The following is an 18,805-nucleotide window of genomic DNA, read 5'->3' on the forward strand; positions in this document are numbered from 1 at the left end:
ATGGGTCAGAAGATCAATCCGTTTGGCTACCGTCTGGGCATCACCGAAAACCACCGTTCCAAGTGGTTCTCTGATTCCAACAAGGTCGGCGAACGTTACCGCGACTTCGTCCTTGAAGACGATCAGATCCGCAAGGAGATGAGCAAGGACCTCGAGCGTGCGGGTGTGTCCCGTATCGTCATCGAGCGTACCCGTGACCGCGTCCGCGTCGACATCCACACCGCCCGTCCGGGCATCGTGATCGGCCGCCGCGGCGCCGAGGCCGAGCGCGTGCGCGCGAAGCTGGAGAAGATCACCGGCAAGCAGGTCCAGCTCAACATCTTCGAGGTGAAGAACGCCGCCCTCGACGCCCAGCTCGTCGCCCAGGGCATCGCCGAGCAGCTCGCCAACCGCGTGACCTTCCGTCGCGCGATGCGCAAGGCTCAGCAGGATGCCATGCACGCCGGCGCCAAGGGTATCCGCATCAAGCTCTCCGGCCGTCTCGGCGGCGCGGAAATGAGCCGTTCCGAGTTCTACCGCGAAGGCCGTGTCCCGCTGCAGACCCTCCGCGCCCTGATCGACTATGGCTTCTTCGAGGCCAAGACCACCTACGGCCGCATCGGCGTGAAGGTGTGGATTTACAAGGGCGACATGACCGAGGCCGAGTTCGAGGAGCAGCAGGCCCAGCAGAACAACCGTCCCGGCCGTCGCGGCGATCGCCGTCCGCGCCGTGGCAACCGTCCCGCCGCCCAGCAGCAGGCCGGCGCCGAGGCCCCCAAGGCCGAGGCCGCCGCCGAAGCTCCCCAGGCAGCAGAAACGAAGGAGTGAGCAAGAATGCTTATCCCAAAGAGGACTAAGTACCGCAAGCAGCATCGCCCCACCCGTTTTGGCATGTCCAAGGGTGGCAACGAGATCAATTTCGGTGATTTCGGTATCCAGGCGCTCGCCCCGGCTTACGTGACGAACCGCCAGATCGAGGCCGCCCGTATCGCCATGACCCGCTACATCAAGCGTGGTGGCCGCGTGTGGATCACGGTCTTCCCGGATCGCCCGTTGACCAAGAAGCCGCTCGGCACCCGAATGGGTTCCGGTAAGGGCACGCCCGAATTCTGGATCGCCAACGTCCGTCCCGGTCGCGTCATGTTCGAGATCGGCGGCGTGTCCGAGGAAGTCGCTCGCGAGGCCCTGCGCCGCGCCATCGACAAGCTCCCCATGAAGTGCCGTGTTATTGCGCGTGAAGGTGGTGACATCTGATGGCAGTCGGAACCGCTGAATACTCCATCAAGAATCTCAACGAGAAGACCAACGAGGAGATCGAGGGCTTCCTGAAGAAGTCCAAGGAAGAGCTGTTCAACCTGCGCTTCCAGCATGCGACCGGTCAGCTCGAGAACACCGCTCGTCTCAAGGCCGTCAAGCACGATATCGCCCGCATGTACACCGTGCTGCGCGAACGCGAGCTTGGCATCAGCCAGGAGCCGGCCGCAACGGAAACTAAGGAGAAGTGATCATGGCGCAAGAGCGTAACTTCCGCAAGGTTCGTCGCGGCTACGTCGTGTCCGACGCTATGGACAAGACGATCGCTGTCGAGCTCGAAAAGCGTTCGACCCACCCCCTGTACGGCAAGGTCGTCCGCACCACCAAGAAGGTCAAGGTCCATGATGAACACAACGAGGCGAAAATTGGCGACCTCGTGAGTATTATGGAGACTCGGCCTCTGAGCAAGACCAAGCGCTGGCGTCTCGAAAGCATCATCGAGCGCGCCAAGTAACATAAGTTCGGCAAGGCTCCGCGCACACCGGGCACGGCGGTTCCCTTACGGGAGCGCCGTTCCCGGTGTGCGGGGAGAACCAGCTCGGCTAAGGAGAATCAATGATTCAGCAGGAAACGCGGCTTCATGTCGCCGACAACACGGGTGCCAAGGAGATCCTGGCCATCCGAGTGCTCGGCGGATCGAAGCGACGCTATGCCGGCATCGGCGACATCATCGTCGCCTCCGTCAAGGACGCCATTCCTGGCGGGTCGGTCAAGAAGGGCGACGTGGTCAAGGCCGTCGTCGTCCGTACCGTCAAGGAGCACCGTCGTGCCGACGGCTCCTACATCAAGTTCGACGAGAACGCCGCCGTCATTCTCGGCTCCGGCCGTGAACCGAAGGGCACTCGTATCTTCGGACCGGTTGGTCGTGAACTGCGCGATAAGCGCTTCATGAAGATCGTGTCCCTCGCCCCGGAGGTGATCTGACATGGTAGCCAAGATCAAGAGCGGCGACCTGGTGAAGGTCATCCGCGGTAAGGACCGCGGCAAGGAAGGCACCGTGACCCGTGTGCTCTCCAACGACCGACTGATCGTCGAAGGCGTGCAGATCGTCAAGAAGCACGTGCGCGCCACCCAGCAGGGCCAGCAGTCCGGCATCGTCTCCACCGAGGCGCCGATCCATCGCTCCAACGTGATGGTCATCGACCCGGAGACCAAGCAGCCGACCCGCGTGGGCGTGAACGTCAAGGAAGAGGCGCGTGACGGCAAGGTCAAGACCGTGCGCGTGCGCGTCGCCAAGAAGTCCGGAAAGGAGCTGGCATGACCGATACCACCGCTATCGAAGCGCCGGCAACTCCGCGCTTGAAGGTGCAGTACCAGGAAGAGATCGCCCCCGCGCTCATCAAGGAGTTCAACCACTCCAACCCGATGCAGGTGGCCCGTGTCGAGAAGGTCGTCGTCTCCATGGGCGTCGGCGCCGCGGCTCGTGACTCCAAGCTCATCGAGGGCGCCGTCAAGGACCTCACCCTGATCACCGGCCAGAAGCCGAAGATCACCAAGGCCAAGAAGTCCGTCGCGCAGTTCCACCTGCGTGAGGGCCAGGCCATCGGCGCGTACGTCACCCTGCGTGGCGACCGCATGTGGGAGTTCCTCGACCGTCTGCTGACCCTCGCGCTGCCCCGCATCCGCGATTTCCGCGGCATCAACGGCCATCAGTTCGATGGTCAGGGCAACTACAACTTTGGTCTCACCGAGCAGTCCATGTTCCACGAGATCGATCCCGATTCGATCGATCACCAGCGCGGTATGGACATCACCGTGGTGACCTCCACCAAGGACGACAAGGAAGCTTACTCGCTGCTCAAGCACCTTGGCTTCCCCTTCAAGGAGAACTGATATGGCAAAAACCGCTCTGAAGAACAAGGCGGCCGCTAAGCCGAAGTTCGCTGTGCGCGCCTACACGCGCTGCCAGGTCTGCGGTCGTCCCCACTCCGTCTACCGCAAGTTCGGCCTGTGCCGCATCTGCCTTCGTGAGAAGGCCCACCGCGGCGAGCTGCCCGGAGTTACGAAGTCCAGTTGGTAAACATCGACGCTGAAGGTCCGTGGCCCGGCTCTCATACGAGGGCGGGGCGGCGGAAACCACGGCGAGAAAGGGCGTGAAGCCCACAATGACAATGACAGATCCGATTGCAGACATGCTTACGCGTCTGCGTAACGCGAGCGCGGCGAAGCACGAGACCGTGGATATGCCGTACTCCAAGTTCAAGGCGAACATCGCCGAGATCCTCAAGCGCGAAGGCTTCATCAAGGACTTCGCCGCCAAGGAGGCCAAGGTCGGCCAGACTCTTGAGGTCACCCTCAAGTACGGTCCGAACGGCGAGCGTTCCATCCAGGGCATCAAGCGCATCTCGAAGCCGGGCCTCCGCCGCTACGCGAAGTCCGACTCCCTGCCGATGCCGCTCGGTGGCCTTGGCATCGCCATCATCTCGACTTCCTCGGGATTGCTGACTCAGAAGGAATGCCTCGACCGGGGCATTGGCGGCGAAATCGTCGCCTACGTGTGGTGAGAAAGGAGAGCTAGATCATGGCATCGCATATTGGTAAGCTCCCCGTCGCCATCCCGGCCGGCGTGGAAGTCAAGATCGACGGACAGAACTTCGAGGCCAAGGGCCCGAAGGGCACCGCCACCTACGAGATTCCCGAAGGCATCACCGCCTCCGTCGAAGGCACCGACATCGTGCTGACCCCCGCCGATGACCTGCGTCCGACCCGTGCCAAGCACGGTCTGGCCCGTTCCATCATGGCCGGCATGGTCAAGGGCGTGCACGAAGGCTACGCCAAGACCCTCGACATCGTCGGCACCGGTTACCGCGCCGTCGTCAAGGGCAAGGGCATCGAGTTCTTCCTCGGCTACTCCCACACCATCACGGTGAACCCGCCGGAAGGCATCGAGTTCGAAGTGCCGAACCCCAACCAGGTGATCGTCAAGGGCACCGACAAGCAGGCCGTTGGCCAGGTGGCTGCGAACATCCGCAAGCTGCGCGCTCCCGAACCCTACAAGGGCAAGGGCGTCAAGTACGCCGACGAGCGTATCCTGCGCAAGGCTGGAAAGGCTGGTAAGTGATATGAGCGTCACGATTTTCGGAAAAGGCAAGAAGGTTGCGCGTCTGCGCCGCCACGCCCGCATCAGGAAGCACATCACTGGCACCCCGGAGCGTCCGCGCCTGGTGGTCACCCGCTCCAACCGTCATATGGTCGCCCAGGTCGTCGACGACACCAAGGGCATCACTCTGGTGAGCGCCTCCACTCTGACCGCCGACTTCCAGGGCTTCGAAGGCACCAAGGTCGAGGCCGCCAAGAAGGTCGGCGAGCTCATCGCTGACAAGGCCAAGGCCGCCGGCATCACCGAGGTCGTCTTCGACCGCGGTGGCAACAAGTACACCGGTCGCGTCGCAGCTGTCGCTGAAGGCGCCCGCGAGGGAGGTCTGGCACTGTGAGCGACATCGAAACCCAGAAGGAAACCCAAGTGGCTGAAGAAACTCAGAACACTGCGGCTCCCGAGTCCAACAACGCGGATCGCAAGTCCCGCCGCGGCCAGCGCGGCGAAGGCCGTCGCGGCGAGCGTCGCAACCGTCGCGAGGAGAACCGCGGCGACGAGCTGCTCGATCGCGTGGTGACCATCAACCGTGTGTCCAAGACCCACAAGGGCGGCCGTACCTTCAGCTTCGCCGCTCTCGTGGTGGTGGGCGACGGCAACGGCACCGTGGGCGTCGGCTACGGCAAGTCCCGTGAGGTCCCCGCGGCCATCGCCAAGGGCCAGCTGGACGCCAAGAAGCACATGTTCAGCGTGCCGCGCATCCGTGGCACCGTCACCCACCCGGTGATCGGTCATGACGCCGCGGGCACCGTCCTGCTGCGTCCGGCCGCCCCCGGTACCGGCGTTATCGCCGGCGGCCCGGTGCGCGCCGTCATGGAGTGCGCCGGTATCACCGACGTGCTGACCAAGTCGATGGGTTCGGCCACCGCCGTGAACATGGTCCGTGCGACCGTCGCCGCCCTCAAGCAGCTCGAAGAGCCCGAGGAGATCGCCGCCCGTCGTGGCCTCTCCCTCGAGGAGGTCGCCCCCGACGCCCTGCTGCGCGCCCGCGCCACCGGCATCGCCGAGGCCCGCAAGGCTCGCGAAGAGGCTCAGGCCAAGGCCGCCCAGGCTGAAAAGGATGGTGAGTGAGCATGGCTAACCTGAAGATTACGCTGCATCACGGTCTCGTGAACCGCACGCCCAAGCAGCGCGCCACCGCGCACACGCTGGGCCTGCGCAAGATCGGCCAGACCGTGGTCCGCCCGGACACCCCGGCCAACCGTGGCCTGGTGAACGTGGTTCGCCACCTGGTTACCGTCGAGGAGGTTGACTGATTATGGCAGATAACGAAATCCTGCAGATGCACGACCTCAGGCCCGCCCCGGGTGCCAAGAAGTCCCGTACCCGCGTGGGTCGAGGCGAAGGCTCCAAGGGTAAGACCTCCGGTCGCGGCTTCAAGGGCCAGACCAAGCGCACCCATGTGCGTCCCGGCTTCGAAGGCGGCCAGCTGCCGCTGTACATGCGCCTGCCGAAGCTGCGCGGCTTCAAGAGCCCCTTCAAGACCGAGTATCAGGTCGTCAACATCTCCAAGCTCGCCGAGCTGTATCCGGCCGGCGGCGAGGTGACCGCTGAGGATCTGGTGGCCAAGGGCGCCGTGCGCGGCGGCCATCCGGTCAAGGTTCTGGGCGACGGCGAGACCACCGTGGCGTTCACCCTCAAGGGTGTGAAGGCTTCGGCTTCCGCCAAGTCCAAGATCGAAGCCGCCGGCGGTTCCATCGTCGAGGGCTGAGGCCTTTGACGGAACCCGCTGAAAAGGCATGAATATGAGATGACCCTCTTCCGCCTTGGCGCGGATGAGGGTCATCTCATATGCGGCACGTATACGACAGAACTTGCCCAGTCTGTTTTCAGGTAGATACTCTAGGTTACACTCGTGCGTTAGAGTTTGATTTTTCATGCATGCTTCGGCATGCGATAGGGAGGAACCCAGGTGAGGACGCTAATCCAGGCCCTAAAGACCAAGGAGTTGAGGAAGAAGATCCTCTTCGTCCTGTTCATCATCATTATCTACCGCATTGGCTCCTTCATCCCGACGCCGGGTGTGGACTACGGTGTGGTGCAGGAATGCGTGGGGGACATGAGCACGACCTCCGAGAACTTCATCGGACTGGTGAACCTGTTCTCCGGCGGCGCCATGCTCCAGCTGTCCATCTTCGCGCTGGGCGTGATGCCCTATATCACCGCCTCCATCGTGGTGCAGCTGCTGCGCGTGGTCATCCCGCGCTTCGAGGCGCTGCATAAGGAGGGCCAGTCAGGCGAGGCCAAGCTCACCCAGTACACCCGATACCTCACCATCGGTCTGGCCGTGCTGCAGTCCACCACCATTCTGGTGACCGCCCGCTCCGGCGCGCTGTTCAACTACCAGTGCTCGCAGGTCATCCCCGACGGCTCCGTGTGGAACCTCGTCGTGATGGTGCTCATCATGACCGGCGGCACCGGCCTGATCATGTGGATGGCCGAGCTCGTCACCGAAAAGGGCATCGGACAGGGCATGTCCGTGCTCATCTTCATGTCCATCTGCTCCGGCTTCCTGCCGCAGCTGTGGGAGATCGGCTGGGGCACCGACGGCACGGACGGCGATTGGACCAAGTTCGCCATCGTCGTGGCCGTGCTGCTCGTCATTCTCGTCTTCGTCGACTACGTGGAGCTGTGCCAGCGCCGCATCCCGGTGCAGTACACCCGCCGCATGATCGGCCGCAAGATGTACGGCGGCTCCTCCACCTACCTGCCGCTGAAGGTGAACATGTCCGGCGTCATCCCGCCGATCTTCGCCTCCTCCATCCTCGCGATCCCGACCCTGATCGCGCAGTTCGACTCCGACGCCGACTGGGCTGAGTGGATCAACAACAACCTCGCCGACACCACCTCCGTGTGGTACATCGCGCTGTACGCGGTGATGATCGTGTTCTTCTGCTTCTTCTACACCTCGATCACGTTCAACCCGGACGAGACCGCGGACAACATGAAGCAGTACGGCGGCTTCATCCCCGGCATCCGCGCCGGCAACGCCACCAGCCGCTACCTGAGCTACGTGATGAACCGACTCAACACCGTCGGCGCCATCTACCTGCTTTTCGTGGCGCTGATCCCGACCGTGCTCATCATGGCGCTGGGACTCAACACCCAGCTGCCCTTCGGCGGCACCACCATTCTGATCATCGCGGGCGTCGGCCTCGACACCCTGCGTCAGGCCAAGGCCCAGACCGAACAGTACCAGTACACCGGCTTCCTGTTCGAGAACACGGATAAGGTCGAAGCGTGATGCCGCTAAGCAGCATCGCGCGCGAGGAGTCGGAAAGCCCAGTGGGCTTTCCGACGACGGAGCCATCCTTATAACAGAACGTAACCATCAACCCAACCATCGCATAAGGAACCAACATGCGTCTGCTGATCATGGGCCCGCAGGGTGTGGGCAAAGGCACCCAGGCTGCCAAGCTCGCCGAGCACTACGGAATCCCCGCCATCTCCACCGGCGACATCTTCCGCTACAACATCAAGAACAAGACCGAACTGGGTCTTGAGGCCATGAGCTACACCGACAAGGGCGAATTGGTGCCGGACGAGCTGACCAACAAGATCGTCAAGGACCGTCTGGCCATGGACGACGCCAAGAACGGGTGGATCCTCGACGGATACCCGCGCAACGCCTCCCAGGTCGAGGCGCTGGACGCCATGCTGGCCGAGCTTGACACGCCGCTCGACGCCGTGGTCGCGCTCGACGCCGACCGGGACGTGCTGATGGAGCGTATGGCCAAGCGCGCCGCCGAGCAGGGGCGCGCCGACGACACCCCCGAGGTGATCGCCAAGCGTCTGGAGACCTACGCCCAGGAGACCGCTCCGCTGCTGGACACCTATGGTGAGCGCGGCCTGCTGGTCGCCATCGACGGCGTGGGCGAGATCGACGCCATTCAGGCCGATATCGTGGCCGCTTTGGACGCCAAGGTCGCCTGACCCTTACCATCGTCACTTCAAAAGGCTGGGAAACGACACGCTACGGCGTGTCGTTTTTCTATTTCGGCTAGTCTTGCAATTTGGTGTGTCTTCGGATGCGCCGTAGTAATCATCCAAAGGACAGGAACTGCAGACACATGGCAAAAGACGGTGTGATTGAAGTCGAAGGACAGGTGGTGGAAGCGCTGCCGAACGCGATGTTCCGCGTTGAACTCGAGAACAAGCACATCGTGCTCGCCACGATCTCCGGCAAAATGCGCAAGAACTATATCCGCATCCTGCCGCAGGATCGTGTCGTGCTTGAGATGAGCCCGTACGACCTGAACCGCGGACGTATTACGTACCGCTACAAGTAAAGGTACAAGTAAAGGAAAACCATGAAGGTCAGCCCTAGTGTGAAGAGGATCTGCGAGAACTGCCGCGTGATCCGTCGTCACGGCCGCGTCATGGTGATCTGCATCAACCCGCGCCACAAGCAGCGTCAGGGCTGAGAGCAGATTCCAGCGGCATAAGAGAATAAGGCACTGAATCACAGTCCTTCGGGACTGAACCCCGGGTACGCAGGCCCGGGCCGGGAATCCGGACGATTTGGTGCAAGACCTGCGGAGCACAGAAGGAATCGCAATGGCACGTCTTGCCGGAGTCGACATCCCCAATGAGAAGCGCATCGAGATCGCCCTCACCTACATTTTCGGTGTGGGTCGCACTCGTGCCAAGGAAACGCTTGCCGCGACCGGTATCAATCCGGATATCCGCGTCAAGGATCTTACCGATGAGCAGCTGATCACGCTGCGTGACTACCTCGAGGCCAACTACAAGATCGAGGGCGATCTGCGTCGTGAGATCGACGCGGACATCCGTCGTAAGATTCAGATCAACTGCTACCAAGGCCAGCGTCACCGTAAGGGACTTCCCGTGCGCGGTCAGCGCACCAAGACCAACGCCCGCACCCGCAAGGGCCCGAAGCGCACGGTCGCCGGAAAGAAGAAGGCCACCAAGTAGTCGGTGGCACGCTCCAGGCCACGGGATGAGCTCATTCCATCGTCTGGACATCATCAAATAAGTTCGTTACTAGGAAACGAGGGTCAATGGCAGCTCCCAAGCAGGCCGCGCGCAAGCCTCGTCGCCGGGACCGCAAGTCGGTGCCGGTCGGGCAGGCGCATATCAAGTCCACTTTCAACAACACGATCATCTCGATCACCGATCCGTCCGGCGCCGTGGTGTCCTGGGCGTCCGGTGGCGATGTCGGATTCAAGGGCTCCCGTAAGTCCACGCCGTTCGCCGCTGGTCTGGCCGCCGAGTCCGCCGCCCGCAAGGCGATGGAGCACGGCGTCAAGAAGGTCGACGTGTTCGTCAAGGGCCCGGGTTCCGGCCGTGAAACCGCCATCCGCTCCCTGCAGTCCGCGGGTCTCGAGGTCGGTTCCATCACCGATGTGACCCCGCAAGCACACAACGGCGTTCGTCCTCCGAAGCGCCGCCGCGTCTGAGCACTCAGAATATCAATCCATCCAACCCGCTTTGACCGGTGAGTGCACCGCCGACCAAAAGCTGAAAGGATACCATAGTGCTTATTGCACAGCGTCCGACACTGACCGAGGAGTCCCTGAACCCGCAGCGTTCGCGTTTCATCATCGAGCCGCTCGAGCCTGGCTTCGGCTACACGCTCGGCAACTCGCTTCGTCGTACGCTCCTGAGCTCCATTCCGGGTGCCGCGGTGACCTCTGTGCGCGTTTCCGGCGCACTGCACGAGTTCACCACGCTGCCTGGCGTGCAGGAGGATGTGACCGAGATTCTGCTCAACATCAAGGGCATCGTGCTCACCAGCGAATACGATGAGCCGGTGGTCATGTATCTGCGCAAGAGCGGCAAGGGCGAGGCCACCGCGGGGGACATCACCCCTCCGGCCGGCGTGACCATCGCCAACCCCGATCTGCACATCGCCACCCTCGCCGAGGACGGCGAACTCGAGATCGAGTTCACCGTCGAGCGCGGCCGCGGCTATGTGCCGGCTCAGATGAACAAGCAGGACAGCGATGAGATCGGCCGCATCCCGGTCGATTCCATCTACTCCCCGGTGCTCAAGGTGAGCTACAAGGTCGAGGCCACCCGTGTGGAACAGCGCACGGACTTCGACAAGCTCATTCTGGACGTGGAGACCAAGCCCGCCATCTCCCCGCGTGACGCGGTGGCTTCCGCCGGCTCGACCCTGGTGGAGCTCTTCGGCCTGTGCCGCGAGCTCAACATCCAGGCCGAGGGCGTCGAGGTCGGTCCGGCTCCCGTGGCCGAAGAGACCAACCCCGAGATGGCCGTGCCGATCGAGGACCTCAACCTCACCCAGCGCAGCTACAACTGCCTCAAGCGTGAGGGCATCCACACCATCGGCGAGCTCGTCTCCCACACCGAGCAGGACCTGCTCGACATCCGCAATTTCGGTATGAAGTCCATCGATGAGGTCAAGGACAAGCTGCAGACCCTGGGTCTGGCGCTGAAGACCTCGCCGATTGCCTTCGACACCACCAACCTCGAAGGCGGCACCTTCTTCTCCCCGGAAGACGAGTGAGAACAGCCGCTTTTGCATAACCGTTCGGAAGACGGGTCGCGGACGTTCGGGCATATGCCCACCTGCGACCCGGCCGGACAATAAGGAGAAAACCCATGCCTACACCGAAGAAGGGCCCGCGCCTGGCGTCCAGCCCCGCGCATGAGCGCCTCATGCTGGCGAACATGGCCACCAGCCTGTTCCAGAACGGCCGCATCGTCACCACGCTGCCGAAGGCCAAGCGCCTCCGTCCGCTGGCCGAGCGCCTGATCACCTTCGCCAAGCGCGGTGATCTGCACTCCCGCCGTCGTGTGATGCGCGTCATCCGCAACAAGTCCGTGGTGCACATCCTGTTCACCCAGATCGCCGAGCAGATGGAGCAGCGCGAAGGCGGCTACACCCGCATCGTGAAGATCGCCCCGCGCGTCGGCGACAACGCCCCCGCCGCGATCATCGAGCTCGTCACCGAGCCGGTGAGCGCGAAGAAGGCCGTGGTCAAGGAAGCCGAAGCCGCCGTCAAGGTCGCCGAGGAAGCCCCGGTCGAGGTCGAGGAGACCAAGGTCGAAGCCGAAGCCACCGAGGTTGCTGAGGCTGTTGAGACCGAGGCCGTTGAGGCCGCCGAGGTGGAGAACACCGAGGCCGCCGCTGATGAGGCCGAGAAGGCCGAGTGAGCTAGCTTCACAACGCATTGACAAGGGTCGGAAATCCGTAAAGGGTTTCCGGCCCTTTTCGCATCGTATCGCGTGCCTCGCACCGTGTTCGGTGTCGGGCGTCGGCGGCGTGGCCGTAGTATGGAAGCCATGACACGACTTCGCATTGACTTGGCGTACGACGGCGGCGGATTCTACGGTTGGGCGACGCAGCCGGCATTGCGCACCGTGCAGGGCACCATCGAGTCGGCGTTGCACACCGTGCTGCGCGTCCCGCAAGACGATCCCGACCAACGGCTGCGTCTGACCGTGGCGGGCCGGACCGACACCGGCGTGCACGCCAGCCATCAGGTGTGCCATATCGATCTCGACGAGGCGCTGCTGGAGCGCGCGGTCGGGCATATGAACGTCTCCGGCGTCGAGGCGTTGCATCGCAGGCTCTCCCGCATGCTGCCCGACGACATCACCCTCCACCGCGTCGGCCGCGCTCCCAACGGCTTCGACGCGCGCTTCTCCGCGCTGGAACGCACCTACGTCTATCGCATCGCCGACCGGGGGAGCGAAGTCGACCCCAGACTGCGCGGTTTCGTGCTGCGGATCGACGACCGGCTCGATCTGGACGCCATGAACGAGGCCGCGGCGATGACCATCGGCCTGCATGATTTCGGATCCTTCGCCACACCGAATCCGGGCGGCACCACCATTCGCGAGGTGAAATACGCGCGATGGGAGCGCGTGCCCGTCCGTCCTCTGATCGACAAGACCGGTCTGGCCTACGAAACCCCCGCCGTGGAGTCCGGCCTGGCGTGCCTCACCATCGTGGCCGACGCCTTCGCGCGCAATATGGTGCGCTCCCTGGTCAACGGATGCGTGCAAGTGGGCCTCGGCAAACGCGACCTCGATTGGTTCGCCGGCAAAATGGCCGTGCCCCTGCGCGAGGGATCCACCGGCCCCATCGCCCCCCAGGGCCTGACGCTGGAACATATCGCCTATCCGGCCGACGACCAGCTCGCCGCCCGCGCCGAAGCCATCCGTGCCGTGCGCACGCTGTAGCGGGTCCTGGACTCCCGCCCGTTTCGCTTGGGTCGGGACGCGTGCCGTCCGCGCGTCGCGGCGAATGCGGCGGGTGGAAGATGCGGCATGGAGGAACGCCTCGGCGAAGCGTATGCGCCCGCTTCGTCCACCCGACTTATTATCGCGCCCGTAACATAATCGCACGCTGGCGGAAACCGCACCGTTCTAGGCTGATCGGCATGCCCGGCATCATACGTTCCAAACGGGGCGACGCCGGGCCGACCCACAGGCATCCACCCAGGGAGCGGAGACGATGATTGAACGTGCGGCGCGTACACTCGCGAACGAGCTGATCAACCGACGCGAGGACATCAACCGGGAGCTCAGCCGCAACGGCGTGCGCTTCGGCGTGACCAGCGGCGGCGAATATCACGACCGGCTGTTCCCCTACGATCCGATTCCGCGGATCATCGAATCCGACGAATACGACCGGCTGGAGGCGGGCCTGAAGCAGCGCGTCAACGCGTTGAACGCCTACCTTGCCGACATCTACTCCGACAAGCGCATCATCCATGACGGCGTGATACCTGAGGAATTCGTCTACACCTCCGCCGGCTATTTTCCGCAGGTCAACGGCGTGACGCCGCCGGGCGGGGTGTTCGCGCACATCGCGGGCGAGGATCTGGTGCAGGGCGAGGACGGCCGCTGGTGGGTGCTGGAGGACAATCTGCGCATTCCCTCCGGCGCCAGTTATCCGCTGTTCGCGCGCGATATCGAACGGCGCATCAACCCCAAACTGTTCCGCGAGGTGCGCGTGCGCGACAACCGCGACTATCCGCGGCTGCTGCGCAAGGCCATGGATTTCGTCTCCACCGAGGGCATCGCCGTGGTGCTCACGCCCGGACGATACAACTCCGCGTTCTTCGAACACGCCTATCTGGCGGAGAAAACCGGCGCGACGCTCGCCTTCCCCGAAGACCTCGAGGTGATGAACAACCAGCTGTTCTTCCTCGACTACGCGGGCAACAGGCATCGCGTGGGCGTGGTCTACCGCAGGCTCTCCGACGAATACCTCGACCCCTTCGCCTTCAATCCCGATTCCGTGATCGGCGTGCCGGGGCTGCTTTCCGCCTACCGCGCCGGCAATGTGGCGATCGTCAACGCGCCGGGCAACGGCGCGGCCGACGACAAGGCGATCTACTATTTCGTGCCGCGGATGATCCGGTACTACCTCGGCGAGGAGCCGTTGCTGAACAACGCCCCCACCTACATGCCGATGTTCGAGGACGACCGCGCCGTCGTGCTCGACAGGCTCGGCGAGCTCGTGATCAAGGACGTGGCCGAGGCGGGCGGCTACGGCGTGGTGTTCGGACGCGACCTCGACCGCGCGGCCCGCGCCGAGCTGGCCGAACGCATCGCCGCCGAGCCGCGCCGCTTCATCGCCCAGGAGGTGATCCAGTTCAAGGACCTCGACGTGGTCGATCCGCTCACCGGCAGGGAAACCCCGCGCAAGGCCGACCTGCGCGCGTTCGTCGTCACCGGGCAGAACACGCACGTATGGTATTCGGGACTCACCCGCTACTCCTCGGTGCCGGGGCAGATGATCGTCAATTCATCGCAGGGAGGCGGATTCAAAGACACGTGGGTGCTCGCGCCCGACGATCCCAACCACAAGCCCATCCGACGCGACGAGCATATCGAATCGGTGAACCTGATGCCGCATTCTCGCTCGCACGCGCTGGCCTTGGTCACCGCCTCGAAGGCCGACAACCTGTTCTGGCTGGGGCGGTACACCGAACGCGCGTTCACCACGTTGGTCCAGTTCCTGCCCTTCTATGACCGCGTGATGGACACGGACGTGGACGCGTTCCGTCCCTTCGCCCGGGCGCTCGACCTGCCGCAGGATTTCGAGGATTTCGACGCGTTCATCCGCAGCTTCCTGTACGACGGCGACCAGCCCGATTCGGTGCGCAGCGCCATCGTCGCCGCGTTCAACAACGCGGTGATCCTGCGGCCGGAACTCAGTTCGCGCCTGCTGCAATACATCGAACTGGCGGTGACGAACATCACCGACGCTGCCAGCCGCTTCGCCAACGCGGAGGACATCTACAAGCAGCGCGACATCGCCGACAACATACTCGCCTTCTGGGGAGGCGTCGAGAACTCGACGGTCGATCCCAGCCTCAAGGCCTTCATCTTCATCGGCAAATACGTCGAACGCATCGACCTGTACACGCGGCTGAACCTACCGGCCAGTGAGATGGCGGCGCCGATGGGCAAACTCGAGACCTACTCGCGCACGTTGGACGGCATGCCGCTGCCGCAATGCTTCGCGGACGGCGTGCGCTGGCTGCTCGCCCAGCTTCCCGAACGCGGATACCCCGAACTGGTGGAGCGGCTGCGGATGTTCCTCGACGACTTCGGCGGGCGGTCCATCGCTTCCGAAGCCAAGGATATGGGACAGCTCAACGCCATGAACATGGACGCGGAACGGCCCTGAGCGGGCTGGACAGGTCCGGTCGAGCCGGTCCGGCCGCGAGTCCGCGGGGTTTGGACTGGCTCGACCGGGACCGGGCCTGCCCGGCCGCTTCCGGATCCGGTTTGGCCGGTTTGGTCGGTTTGGCCGGTTTGGGACGGGCCCGGCGCGGCGAAACGGGTGAGATCGGTAAGACGTCCCCGTCCTGTGGGCCGGCGGAGCTGGTAAGGTGGACGGGACGTTTCGCGCATCCTTTGAGGAGTTCGATATTCCATGAAGAAACTGGTGTTTGACTATGAGATGAGGCTCAGCTTCAGCTCGCCGGTCACCGACCACCGTTTCCAGCTGCGTTGCGTTCCCGCGACGGGTCCGCGCCAGCAGATTGTGGACGTGCAGATCGCGATGGAGCCCGACGTGGAGTTGGAGACCACCGTCGATTCGTTCGGTTCGGTGGTCAACACGGGGTATATTCCGCAGGCGCACACGGTGTTCAACTACCGGGTGACGGGCATCGCCTTCGTGGACAACGCCCATATCAAGCCGGAGATCGACAAGCCGCTGTACCGTTTCGATTCCGCGCTGACCATCCCCGGCCCCGCCGTCACGGCACTGATCGAGGTGTGCCGCGCGCGGGTGGAGGCGCTGCCGTCCGACGCGACGCCGATCGAACGCGCCCGCGAGGTGATGGACGAGGTGTACCGCGCCTTCGTCTACACGCCCGGCGCCACCACCATCCGCACCACGGCCGAAGAGGCGTTCACGCAGCGCAAAGGCGTCTGCCAGGACTACGCCCACGTCATGCTCGCCGTCTGCCGTCATCTGGGACTGGGGGCGCGCTATATCGCCGGACTGCTCGGCGGCGAGGGCGCCACCCACGCATGGGTCGAGGTCTACCACGACCGGCGTTGGATCGGACTCGACCCCACGCACAACCGCATGGTCGACGACAACTACATCACCATCGCCCATGGGCGAGACTACCGCGACTGCATGCTCGACATCGGCATATTCTCCGGCGACGACGTGCGCCAGACCCAATGGGTGAACGCCTCCGTGCACGAACAGGAGCTGTGATCGCGCGGGCGGCCCGGCGCGGCACGCCGGTTGCACGGGCGAAAAAATGTGGCATAATGGACAAGTTGCTTTTCGAAGCAGCATGGATGAGTGTCCGAGCGGTCTAAGGAGCACGCCTCGAAAGCGTGTGAGGGCGAACCCCTCCGCGAGTTCGAATCTCGCCTCATCCGCCACCAAGGGTTTTGGGTTCCGCCCAAAACCCTTTTTCATGCCGAATTCCGGTGCTTTTACGTTTTGCCCATTTCGACGCACGGTATGCATCACGCCTACGGAACGGTCCCGTCATACGGGTCACACGGCGGTCTTGATGTTGCTATCGCTGATACTCGATGCCGTCACATGCGGCATCCTCGTTGATATGACGGGCCGTTTACCGGCGTGAGCCGATAAGCAAAAGGCCCGGCACTAGCAATACCGGGCCTTCTGTGTGATTGTCGGCTTACGTCGGCTTATCACTAAGGTTGCGATATGAAGCATATCACGATGCACGGAAGCCTGACCGTGGACGAATCGCTACATACCGTCGAGTCATCCACACTGAGCGCACTAAGCGTGGATGATTGGTCACTATCTGCCAACTCAACCACGTTGGCGTGGCCATCATCGTGGATGAATCGTCAATATGTGTCAGTTCATCCACGCTGACGAAGATGGCACCGTGGATGACTGGTTATTATCCGTCAATCCGCCCACGCCGACGGAGACATCGCCGTGGATTATTCGAAGAGGGCGGCGTCGCTGGTGGGGTAGCCGAGTCGGAAGGCCTGATAGGCGTGTTGGGCCACCAGATCCGCCAGTATGGCCGCGCTTTCGGCATCCGTGCCGGACCAGGACGCGGCTTCGGCGCGCGCGCAATCCATTTCGATCGCGGCGACCATTTGGACCCTCAGGCCGGTGGCGGTGTCCGTCACGGTGTCGGCATCTGCGATCAGCGTGTCGACGGCATACACTTTCTGCCGGGGATCGTCTTCGGAATCCGGCTCCACGCCCGCCAAGGACACCAACTGCTGCGCCGTGGCCTTATGGTCGTCGCCGGTGTCGAGATCCGCATACGGCACGCCACGCGCGGCGAGCACCTCGATGGCGAATCCGGCGCGGTCCTCCGCCAGCGCCATGTCGAGCAGCGCCTGCGGATCCGCATCCAAGGACTCCACGCCGTCAAGGCGGGCGTACCGCGTCCGCTGCGCGGCGCTCTGCCCCAGCTTCGCGGCCAGAGACGCTTGGACCAGTTCGGCGCGCGCGCTCGACAGCGCGCCCTCGCCGAATCGTTCCGAGCATTGCGCGGCCACCTCAAGCCAGTCGTCGGGCTGGGAGAGCGAGGCGATATAGCGCACCAACAGGGGCTCGCCGCTGTCCGCGGCCATCATCGAGGAGCGTGAACGCGCGTCCACGTACGCGCTTTCGCACGCGCTCATCTCCCGTTCCGCTTCGGCCCGGCCCGCAAGGCGCGGCGCATCGCACGCGGCGAGCGACACCGTCAATCCCGCGGCCGCCAGCAGCGCGAGGGCGCGCGTGGCCCAAGTCGCGCGAGGGGAGTGGGCATGCTGGAACCGATGACGTGTCTGCATACGAAACTACACTAATAGTTGACTGTGACCATATGGGCCAAGCGCTCGGAAATAACTTCATAGGAGGTCGGACGATGGAACTGGATCTGACTGGAATGCACAAGCTCGCCGCCGAGCAGGGGATCGATCCCGAGACGCTGGATGACGCACTGGCCGAGGCCTTGCGTCTCGCCTATCTGAAAACCCCACACGCCGCCAAGCACGCCCGCGTCGAGCTGGACGAGCGTTCGGGCAGCTTCACCGTATGGGCCGTGGACGAGATCCGTCAGGAGCCCACCGAGGACGATCCGCACCCCGCGCCCACGTTCAGCGAGGAATATGACGACACTCCGCACGATTTCGGCCGTCTCGCCGCCGCCACCGCGCGCCAGGTCATCAGCCAGCTGTTCCGCAAGGCCGAGGACGACAAGGTGTTCGGCGCGTTCTCCGGCCAGAAGGGCAAGCTCATCACCGGCATCATCCAGCAGGACGTCTCCGATCCGACGAACGTGCACGTGGCCATCGGCGATGTCGAGGCCATTCTGCCGCGTCGTGAGCAGGTGCCGGGCGAACGCTACCGCCACGGCGAGCGTCTGCGCGTGTATGTGGTGAACGTGGCCCGCGGATTGAAGGGCCCGGAGATCGTCGTCTCCCGTTCCCATCCCGAATTGGTGCGCAGGCTGTTCGAGCGCGAGGTGCCGGAGCTGGTGTCGGGCGCGGTGTCGATTATGGCCATCGCCCGCGAGGCCGGCGCGCGCACGAAGCTCGCGGTGAAGGCCAACACCGAAGGCGTGAACCCCAAGGGCGCGCTGATCGGTCCCGGCGGCGCGCGCGTGCGTGCGGTGATGGAGAATCTGGGGCCGGAGAAGATCGATATCGTCGACTGGTCCGAGGACCCCGCCAAGTTCGTGGCCGCCGCGCTCAGCCCGGCCGTGGCGACCGGCGTGCAGGTGATCAGCGAGAAGAACAAGACCGCCATCGCGTTCATCCACGACGACCAGCTGTCGCTGGCCATCGGCAAGGAGGGACAGAACGCTCGTCTGGCCGCCAAGCTCACCGGCTGGAAGATCGGCATCGAATCCGCCGAAGCCCATGCGCTCAAGACCGCGGAGAACACCGAAGCGGCGTCGAGCGCGGAATGACCGACAACTGACATCGTGCCGCTGGATGGCGCGCGGCTCGCTT

At 63.7% G+C, this 18,805-nt stretch carries 27 protein-coding genes and 1 tRNA gene; 27 read left to right on the forward strand and 1 reads right to left on the reverse strand.

Annotated features, from left to right (window positions below):
* The 26 genes from rpsC to BL8807_RS06445 all read left to right on the forward strand — a co-directional run bounded on the left by rpsC (position 1) and on the right by BL8807_RS06445 (position 16,246).
* On the forward strand, positions 1-807 hold the full coding sequence (gene rpsC / locus BL8807_RS06320; protein WP_072724851.1) for a 30S ribosomal protein S3: 807 nt from the start codon (positions 1-3) through the stop codon (positions 805-807).
* A 6-nt stretch (positions 808-813) separates the two neighbouring features.
* Positions 814-1,233, forward strand: coding sequence for a 50S ribosomal protein L16 (gene rplP / locus BL8807_RS06325; RefSeq protein ID WP_072724853.1), 420 nt, complete (start codon positions 814-816; stop codon positions 1,231-1,233).
* On the forward strand, positions 1,233-1,484 hold the full coding sequence (rpmC, locus tag BL8807_RS06330; RefSeq protein WP_072724855.1) for a 50S ribosomal protein L29: 252 nt from the start codon (positions 1,233-1,235) through the stop codon (positions 1,482-1,484). Before rplP ends, rpmC begins: the two co-directional genes overlap by 1 nt.
* 2 nt (positions 1,485-1,486) lie before the next feature.
* Positions 1,487-1,747, forward strand: coding sequence for a 30S ribosomal protein S17 (gene rpsQ / locus BL8807_RS06335; protein ID WP_072724857.1), 261 nt, complete (start codon positions 1,487-1,489; stop codon positions 1,745-1,747).
* 101 nt (positions 1,748-1,848) lie between these two features.
* Complete coding sequence (rplN, locus tag BL8807_RS06340; RefSeq protein ID WP_072724859.1) at positions 1,849-2,217, forward strand: 50S ribosomal protein L14; 369 nt, start codon at positions 1,849-1,851, stop codon at positions 2,215-2,217.
* A gap of 1 nt (position 2,218) precedes the next feature.
* Positions 2,219-2,554, forward strand: coding sequence for a 50S ribosomal protein L24 (rplX, locus tag BL8807_RS06345; RefSeq protein ID WP_072724861.1), 336 nt, complete (start codon positions 2,219-2,221; stop codon positions 2,552-2,554).
* Positions 2,551-3,126: a 50S ribosomal protein L5 gene (rplE, locus tag BL8807_RS06350; RefSeq protein ID WP_072724863.1), complete on the forward strand. Its 576-nt coding sequence runs from the start codon at positions 2,551-2,553 to the stop codon at positions 3,124-3,126. The genes rplX and rplE overlap by 4 nt, the downstream gene beginning before the upstream one ends.
* A gap of 1 nt (position 3,127) precedes the next feature.
* Positions 3,128-3,313: a type Z 30S ribosomal protein S14 gene (locus BL8807_RS06355; protein ID WP_072724865.1), complete on the forward strand. Its 186-nt coding sequence runs from the start codon at positions 3,128-3,130 to the stop codon at positions 3,311-3,313.
* An 85-nt stretch (positions 3,314-3,398) separates the two neighbouring features.
* Positions 3,399-3,797 (forward strand): 30S ribosomal protein S8, encoded by a 399-nt coding sequence (gene rpsH / locus BL8807_RS06360; protein WP_072724867.1) that lies wholly within the window; start codon positions 3,399-3,401, stop codon positions 3,795-3,797.
* A gap of 17 nt (positions 3,798-3,814) precedes the next feature.
* A complete protein-coding gene (rplF, locus tag BL8807_RS06365) occupies positions 3,815-4,354 on the forward strand; it encodes a 50S ribosomal protein L6 (RefSeq protein ID WP_072724869.1) in 540 nt (179 codons plus the stop codon).
* A 1-nt stretch (position 4,355) separates the two neighbouring features.
* Complete coding sequence (rplR, locus tag BL8807_RS06370; RefSeq protein ID WP_072724871.1) at positions 4,356-4,727, forward strand: 50S ribosomal protein L18; 372 nt, start codon at positions 4,356-4,358, stop codon at positions 4,725-4,727.
* Complete coding sequence (gene rpsE, locus BL8807_RS06375; RefSeq protein ID WP_072724873.1) at positions 4,724-5,458, forward strand: 30S ribosomal protein S5; 735 nt, start codon at positions 4,724-4,726, stop codon at positions 5,456-5,458. The genes rplR and rpsE overlap by 4 nt, the downstream gene beginning before the upstream one ends.
* Positions 5,459-5,460: 2 nt before the next feature.
* Entirely contained in the window at positions 5,461-5,643 is a 183-nt protein-coding gene (gene rpmD / locus BL8807_RS06380; protein WP_072724875.1) for a 50S ribosomal protein L30, read from the forward strand.
* A 2-nt stretch (positions 5,644-5,645) separates the two neighbouring features.
* The gene (rplO, locus tag BL8807_RS06385) at positions 5,646-6,098 is read left to right on the forward strand and encodes a 50S ribosomal protein L15 (protein ID WP_072724878.1); all 453 of its coding nucleotides are present in this window, start codon (positions 5,646-5,648) and stop codon (positions 6,096-6,098) included.
* Between the two features lie 201 nt (positions 6,099-6,299).
* Complete coding sequence (secY, locus tag BL8807_RS06390; protein WP_072724881.1) at positions 6,300-7,631, forward strand: preprotein translocase subunit SecY; 1,332 nt, start codon at positions 6,300-6,302, stop codon at positions 7,629-7,631.
* A gap of 116 nt (positions 7,632-7,747) precedes the next feature.
* Complete coding sequence (locus tag BL8807_RS06395; protein WP_072724884.1) at positions 7,748-8,320, forward strand: adenylate kinase; 573 nt, start codon at positions 7,748-7,750, stop codon at positions 8,318-8,320.
* 137 nt (positions 8,321-8,457) lie between these two features.
* A complete protein-coding gene (infA, locus tag BL8807_RS06400) occupies positions 8,458-8,676 on the forward strand; it encodes a translation initiation factor IF-1 (protein ID WP_003808114.1) in 219 nt (72 codons plus the stop codon).
* A 21-nt stretch (positions 8,677-8,697) separates the two neighbouring features.
* Positions 8,698-8,811, forward strand: a complete 114-nt coding sequence (gene rpmJ, locus BL8807_RS06405; protein ID WP_003842636.1) for a 50S ribosomal protein L36 — start codon at positions 8,698-8,700, stop codon at positions 8,809-8,811.
* 133 nt (positions 8,812-8,944) lie between these two features.
* The gene (gene rpsM, locus BL8807_RS06410; RefSeq protein ID WP_014484255.1) at positions 8,945-9,322 is read left to right on the forward strand and encodes a 30S ribosomal protein S13; all 378 of its coding nucleotides are present in this window, start codon (positions 8,945-8,947) and stop codon (positions 9,320-9,322) included.
* Between the two features lie 86 nt (positions 9,323-9,408).
* On the forward strand, positions 9,409-9,807 hold the full coding sequence (rpsK, locus tag BL8807_RS06415) for a 30S ribosomal protein S11 (RefSeq protein ID WP_072724886.1): 399 nt from the start codon (positions 9,409-9,411) through the stop codon (positions 9,805-9,807).
* A 77-nt stretch (positions 9,808-9,884) separates the two neighbouring features.
* Positions 9,885-10,880, forward strand: a complete 996-nt coding sequence (locus BL8807_RS06420) for a DNA-directed RNA polymerase subunit alpha (protein ID WP_072724889.1) — start codon at positions 9,885-9,887, stop codon at positions 10,878-10,880.
* A gap of 95 nt (positions 10,881-10,975) precedes the next feature.
* Positions 10,976-11,530, forward strand: a complete 555-nt coding sequence (gene rplQ / locus BL8807_RS06425; protein WP_072724891.1) for a 50S ribosomal protein L17 — start codon at positions 10,976-10,978, stop codon at positions 11,528-11,530.
* Between the two features lie 120 nt (positions 11,531-11,650).
* Positions 11,651-12,562, forward strand: coding sequence for a tRNA pseudouridine synthase A (locus tag BL8807_RS06430; protein WP_072724893.1), 912 nt, complete (start codon positions 11,651-11,653; stop codon positions 12,560-12,562).
* 274 nt (positions 12,563-12,836) lie between these two features.
* Complete coding sequence (locus tag BL8807_RS06435) at positions 12,837-15,023, forward strand: circularly permuted type 2 ATP-grasp protein (protein ID WP_072724895.1); 2,187 nt, start codon at positions 12,837-12,839, stop codon at positions 15,021-15,023.
* A 249-nt stretch (positions 15,024-15,272) separates the two neighbouring features.
* Positions 15,273-16,073: a transglutaminase family protein gene (locus tag BL8807_RS06440; RefSeq protein ID WP_072724897.1), complete on the forward strand. Its 801-nt coding sequence runs from the start codon at positions 15,273-15,275 to the stop codon at positions 16,071-16,073.
* An 84-nt stretch (positions 16,074-16,157) separates the two neighbouring features.
* Positions 16,158-16,246 (forward strand) — tRNA-Ser (locus tag BL8807_RS06445).
* A gap of 543 nt (positions 16,247-16,789) precedes the next feature.
* Here BL8807_RS06445 and BL8807_RS06450 read toward each other — a convergent pair.
* Positions 16,790-17,488: a hypothetical protein gene (locus BL8807_RS06450; protein WP_072724899.1), complete on the reverse strand. Its 699-nt coding sequence runs from the start codon at positions 17,486-17,488 to the stop codon at positions 16,790-16,792.
* Positions 17,489-17,715: 227 nt separating this feature from the next.
* Between BL8807_RS06450 and nusA the strand changes: the two genes are divergently transcribed.
* Positions 17,716-18,762 (forward strand): transcription termination factor NusA, encoded by a 1,047-nt coding sequence (nusA, locus tag BL8807_RS06455; RefSeq protein ID WP_072724902.1) that lies wholly within the window; start codon positions 17,716-17,718, stop codon positions 18,760-18,762.
* The last annotated feature ends 43 nt before the right edge of the window (positions 18,763-18,805 follow it).

This window comes from Bifidobacterium lemurum, assembly GCF_014898175.1.
Taxonomy (GTDB): Bacteria; Actinomycetota; Actinomycetes; order Actinomycetales; family Bifidobacteriaceae; genus Bifidobacterium; species Bifidobacterium lemurum.

What these genes read in the sequence shown, in the direction of transcription:
- BL8807_RS06430 (WP_072724893.1), top strand. Translation starts at nt 11,651, where the DNA reads ATGGAAGCCATGACACGACTTCGCATTGACTTGGCGTACGACGGCGGC.
- rpmJ (WP_003842636.1), top strand. Translation starts at nt 8,698, where the DNA reads ATGAAGGTCAGCCCTAGTGTGAAGAGGATCTGCGAGAACTGCCGCGTG.
- rpsH (WP_072724867.1), top strand. Translation starts at nt 3,399, where the DNA reads ATGACAATGACAGATCCGATTGCAGACATGCTTACGCGTCTGCGTAAC.
- rplX (WP_072724861.1), top strand. Translation starts at nt 2,219, where the DNA reads ATGGTAGCCAAGATCAAGAGCGGCGACCTGGTGAAGGTCATCCGCGGT.
- rpsC (WP_072724851.1), top strand. Translation starts at nt 1, where the DNA reads ATGGGTCAGAAGATCAATCCGTTTGGCTACCGTCTGGGCATCACCGAA.
- BL8807_RS06450 (WP_072724899.1), bottom strand. Translation starts at nt 17,488, where the DNA reads ATGAGCGCGTGCGAAAGCGCGTACGTGGACGCGCGTTCACGCTCCTCG.
- rpmD (WP_072724875.1), top strand. Translation starts at nt 5,461, where the DNA reads ATGGCTAACCTGAAGATTACGCTGCATCACGGTCTCGTGAACCGCACG.
- rpsK (WP_072724886.1), top strand. Translation starts at nt 9,409, where the DNA reads ATGGCAGCTCCCAAGCAGGCCGCGCGCAAGCCTCGTCGCCGGGACCGC.
- BL8807_RS06395 (WP_072724884.1), top strand. Translation starts at nt 7,748, where the DNA reads ATGCGTCTGCTGATCATGGGCCCGCAGGGTGTGGGCAAAGGCACCCAG.
- BL8807_RS06355 (WP_072724865.1), top strand. Translation starts at nt 3,128, where the DNA reads ATGGCAAAAACCGCTCTGAAGAACAAGGCGGCCGCTAAGCCGAAGTTC.
- rpsQ (WP_072724857.1), top strand. Translation starts at nt 1,487, where the DNA reads ATGGCGCAAGAGCGTAACTTCCGCAAGGTTCGTCGCGGCTACGTCGTG.
- rplN (WP_072724859.1), top strand. Translation starts at nt 1,849, where the DNA reads ATGATTCAGCAGGAAACGCGGCTTCATGTCGCCGACAACACGGGTGCC.
- rplQ (WP_072724891.1), top strand. Translation starts at nt 10,976, where the DNA reads ATGCCTACACCGAAGAAGGGCCCGCGCCTGGCGTCCAGCCCCGCGCAT.
- rplP (WP_072724853.1), top strand. Translation starts at nt 814, where the DNA reads ATGCTTATCCCAAAGAGGACTAAGTACCGCAAGCAGCATCGCCCCACC.
- rplF (WP_072724869.1), top strand. Translation starts at nt 3,815, where the DNA reads ATGGCATCGCATATTGGTAAGCTCCCCGTCGCCATCCCGGCCGGCGTG.
- rplE (WP_072724863.1), top strand. Translation starts at nt 2,551, where the DNA reads ATGACCGATACCACCGCTATCGAAGCGCCGGCAACTCCGCGCTTGAAG.
- nusA (WP_072724902.1), top strand. Translation starts at nt 17,716, where the DNA reads ATGGAACTGGATCTGACTGGAATGCACAAGCTCGCCGCCGAGCAGGGG.
- rplO (WP_072724878.1), top strand. Translation starts at nt 5,646, where the DNA reads ATGGCAGATAACGAAATCCTGCAGATGCACGACCTCAGGCCCGCCCCG.
- rpsM (WP_014484255.1), top strand. Translation starts at nt 8,945, where the DNA reads ATGGCACGTCTTGCCGGAGTCGACATCCCCAATGAGAAGCGCATCGAG.
- infA (WP_003808114.1), top strand. Translation starts at nt 8,458, where the DNA reads ATGGCAAAAGACGGTGTGATTGAAGTCGAAGGACAGGTGGTGGAAGCG.
- BL8807_RS06440 (WP_072724897.1), top strand. Translation starts at nt 15,273, where the DNA reads ATGAAGAAACTGGTGTTTGACTATGAGATGAGGCTCAGCTTCAGCTCG.
- rplR (WP_072724871.1), top strand. Translation starts at nt 4,356, where the DNA reads ATGAGCGTCACGATTTTCGGAAAAGGCAAGAAGGTTGCGCGTCTGCGC.
- rpmC (WP_072724855.1), top strand. Translation starts at nt 1,233, where the DNA reads ATGGCAGTCGGAACCGCTGAATACTCCATCAAGAATCTCAACGAGAAG.
- BL8807_RS06435 (WP_072724895.1), top strand. Translation starts at nt 12,837, where the DNA reads ATGATTGAACGTGCGGCGCGTACACTCGCGAACGAGCTGATCAACCGA.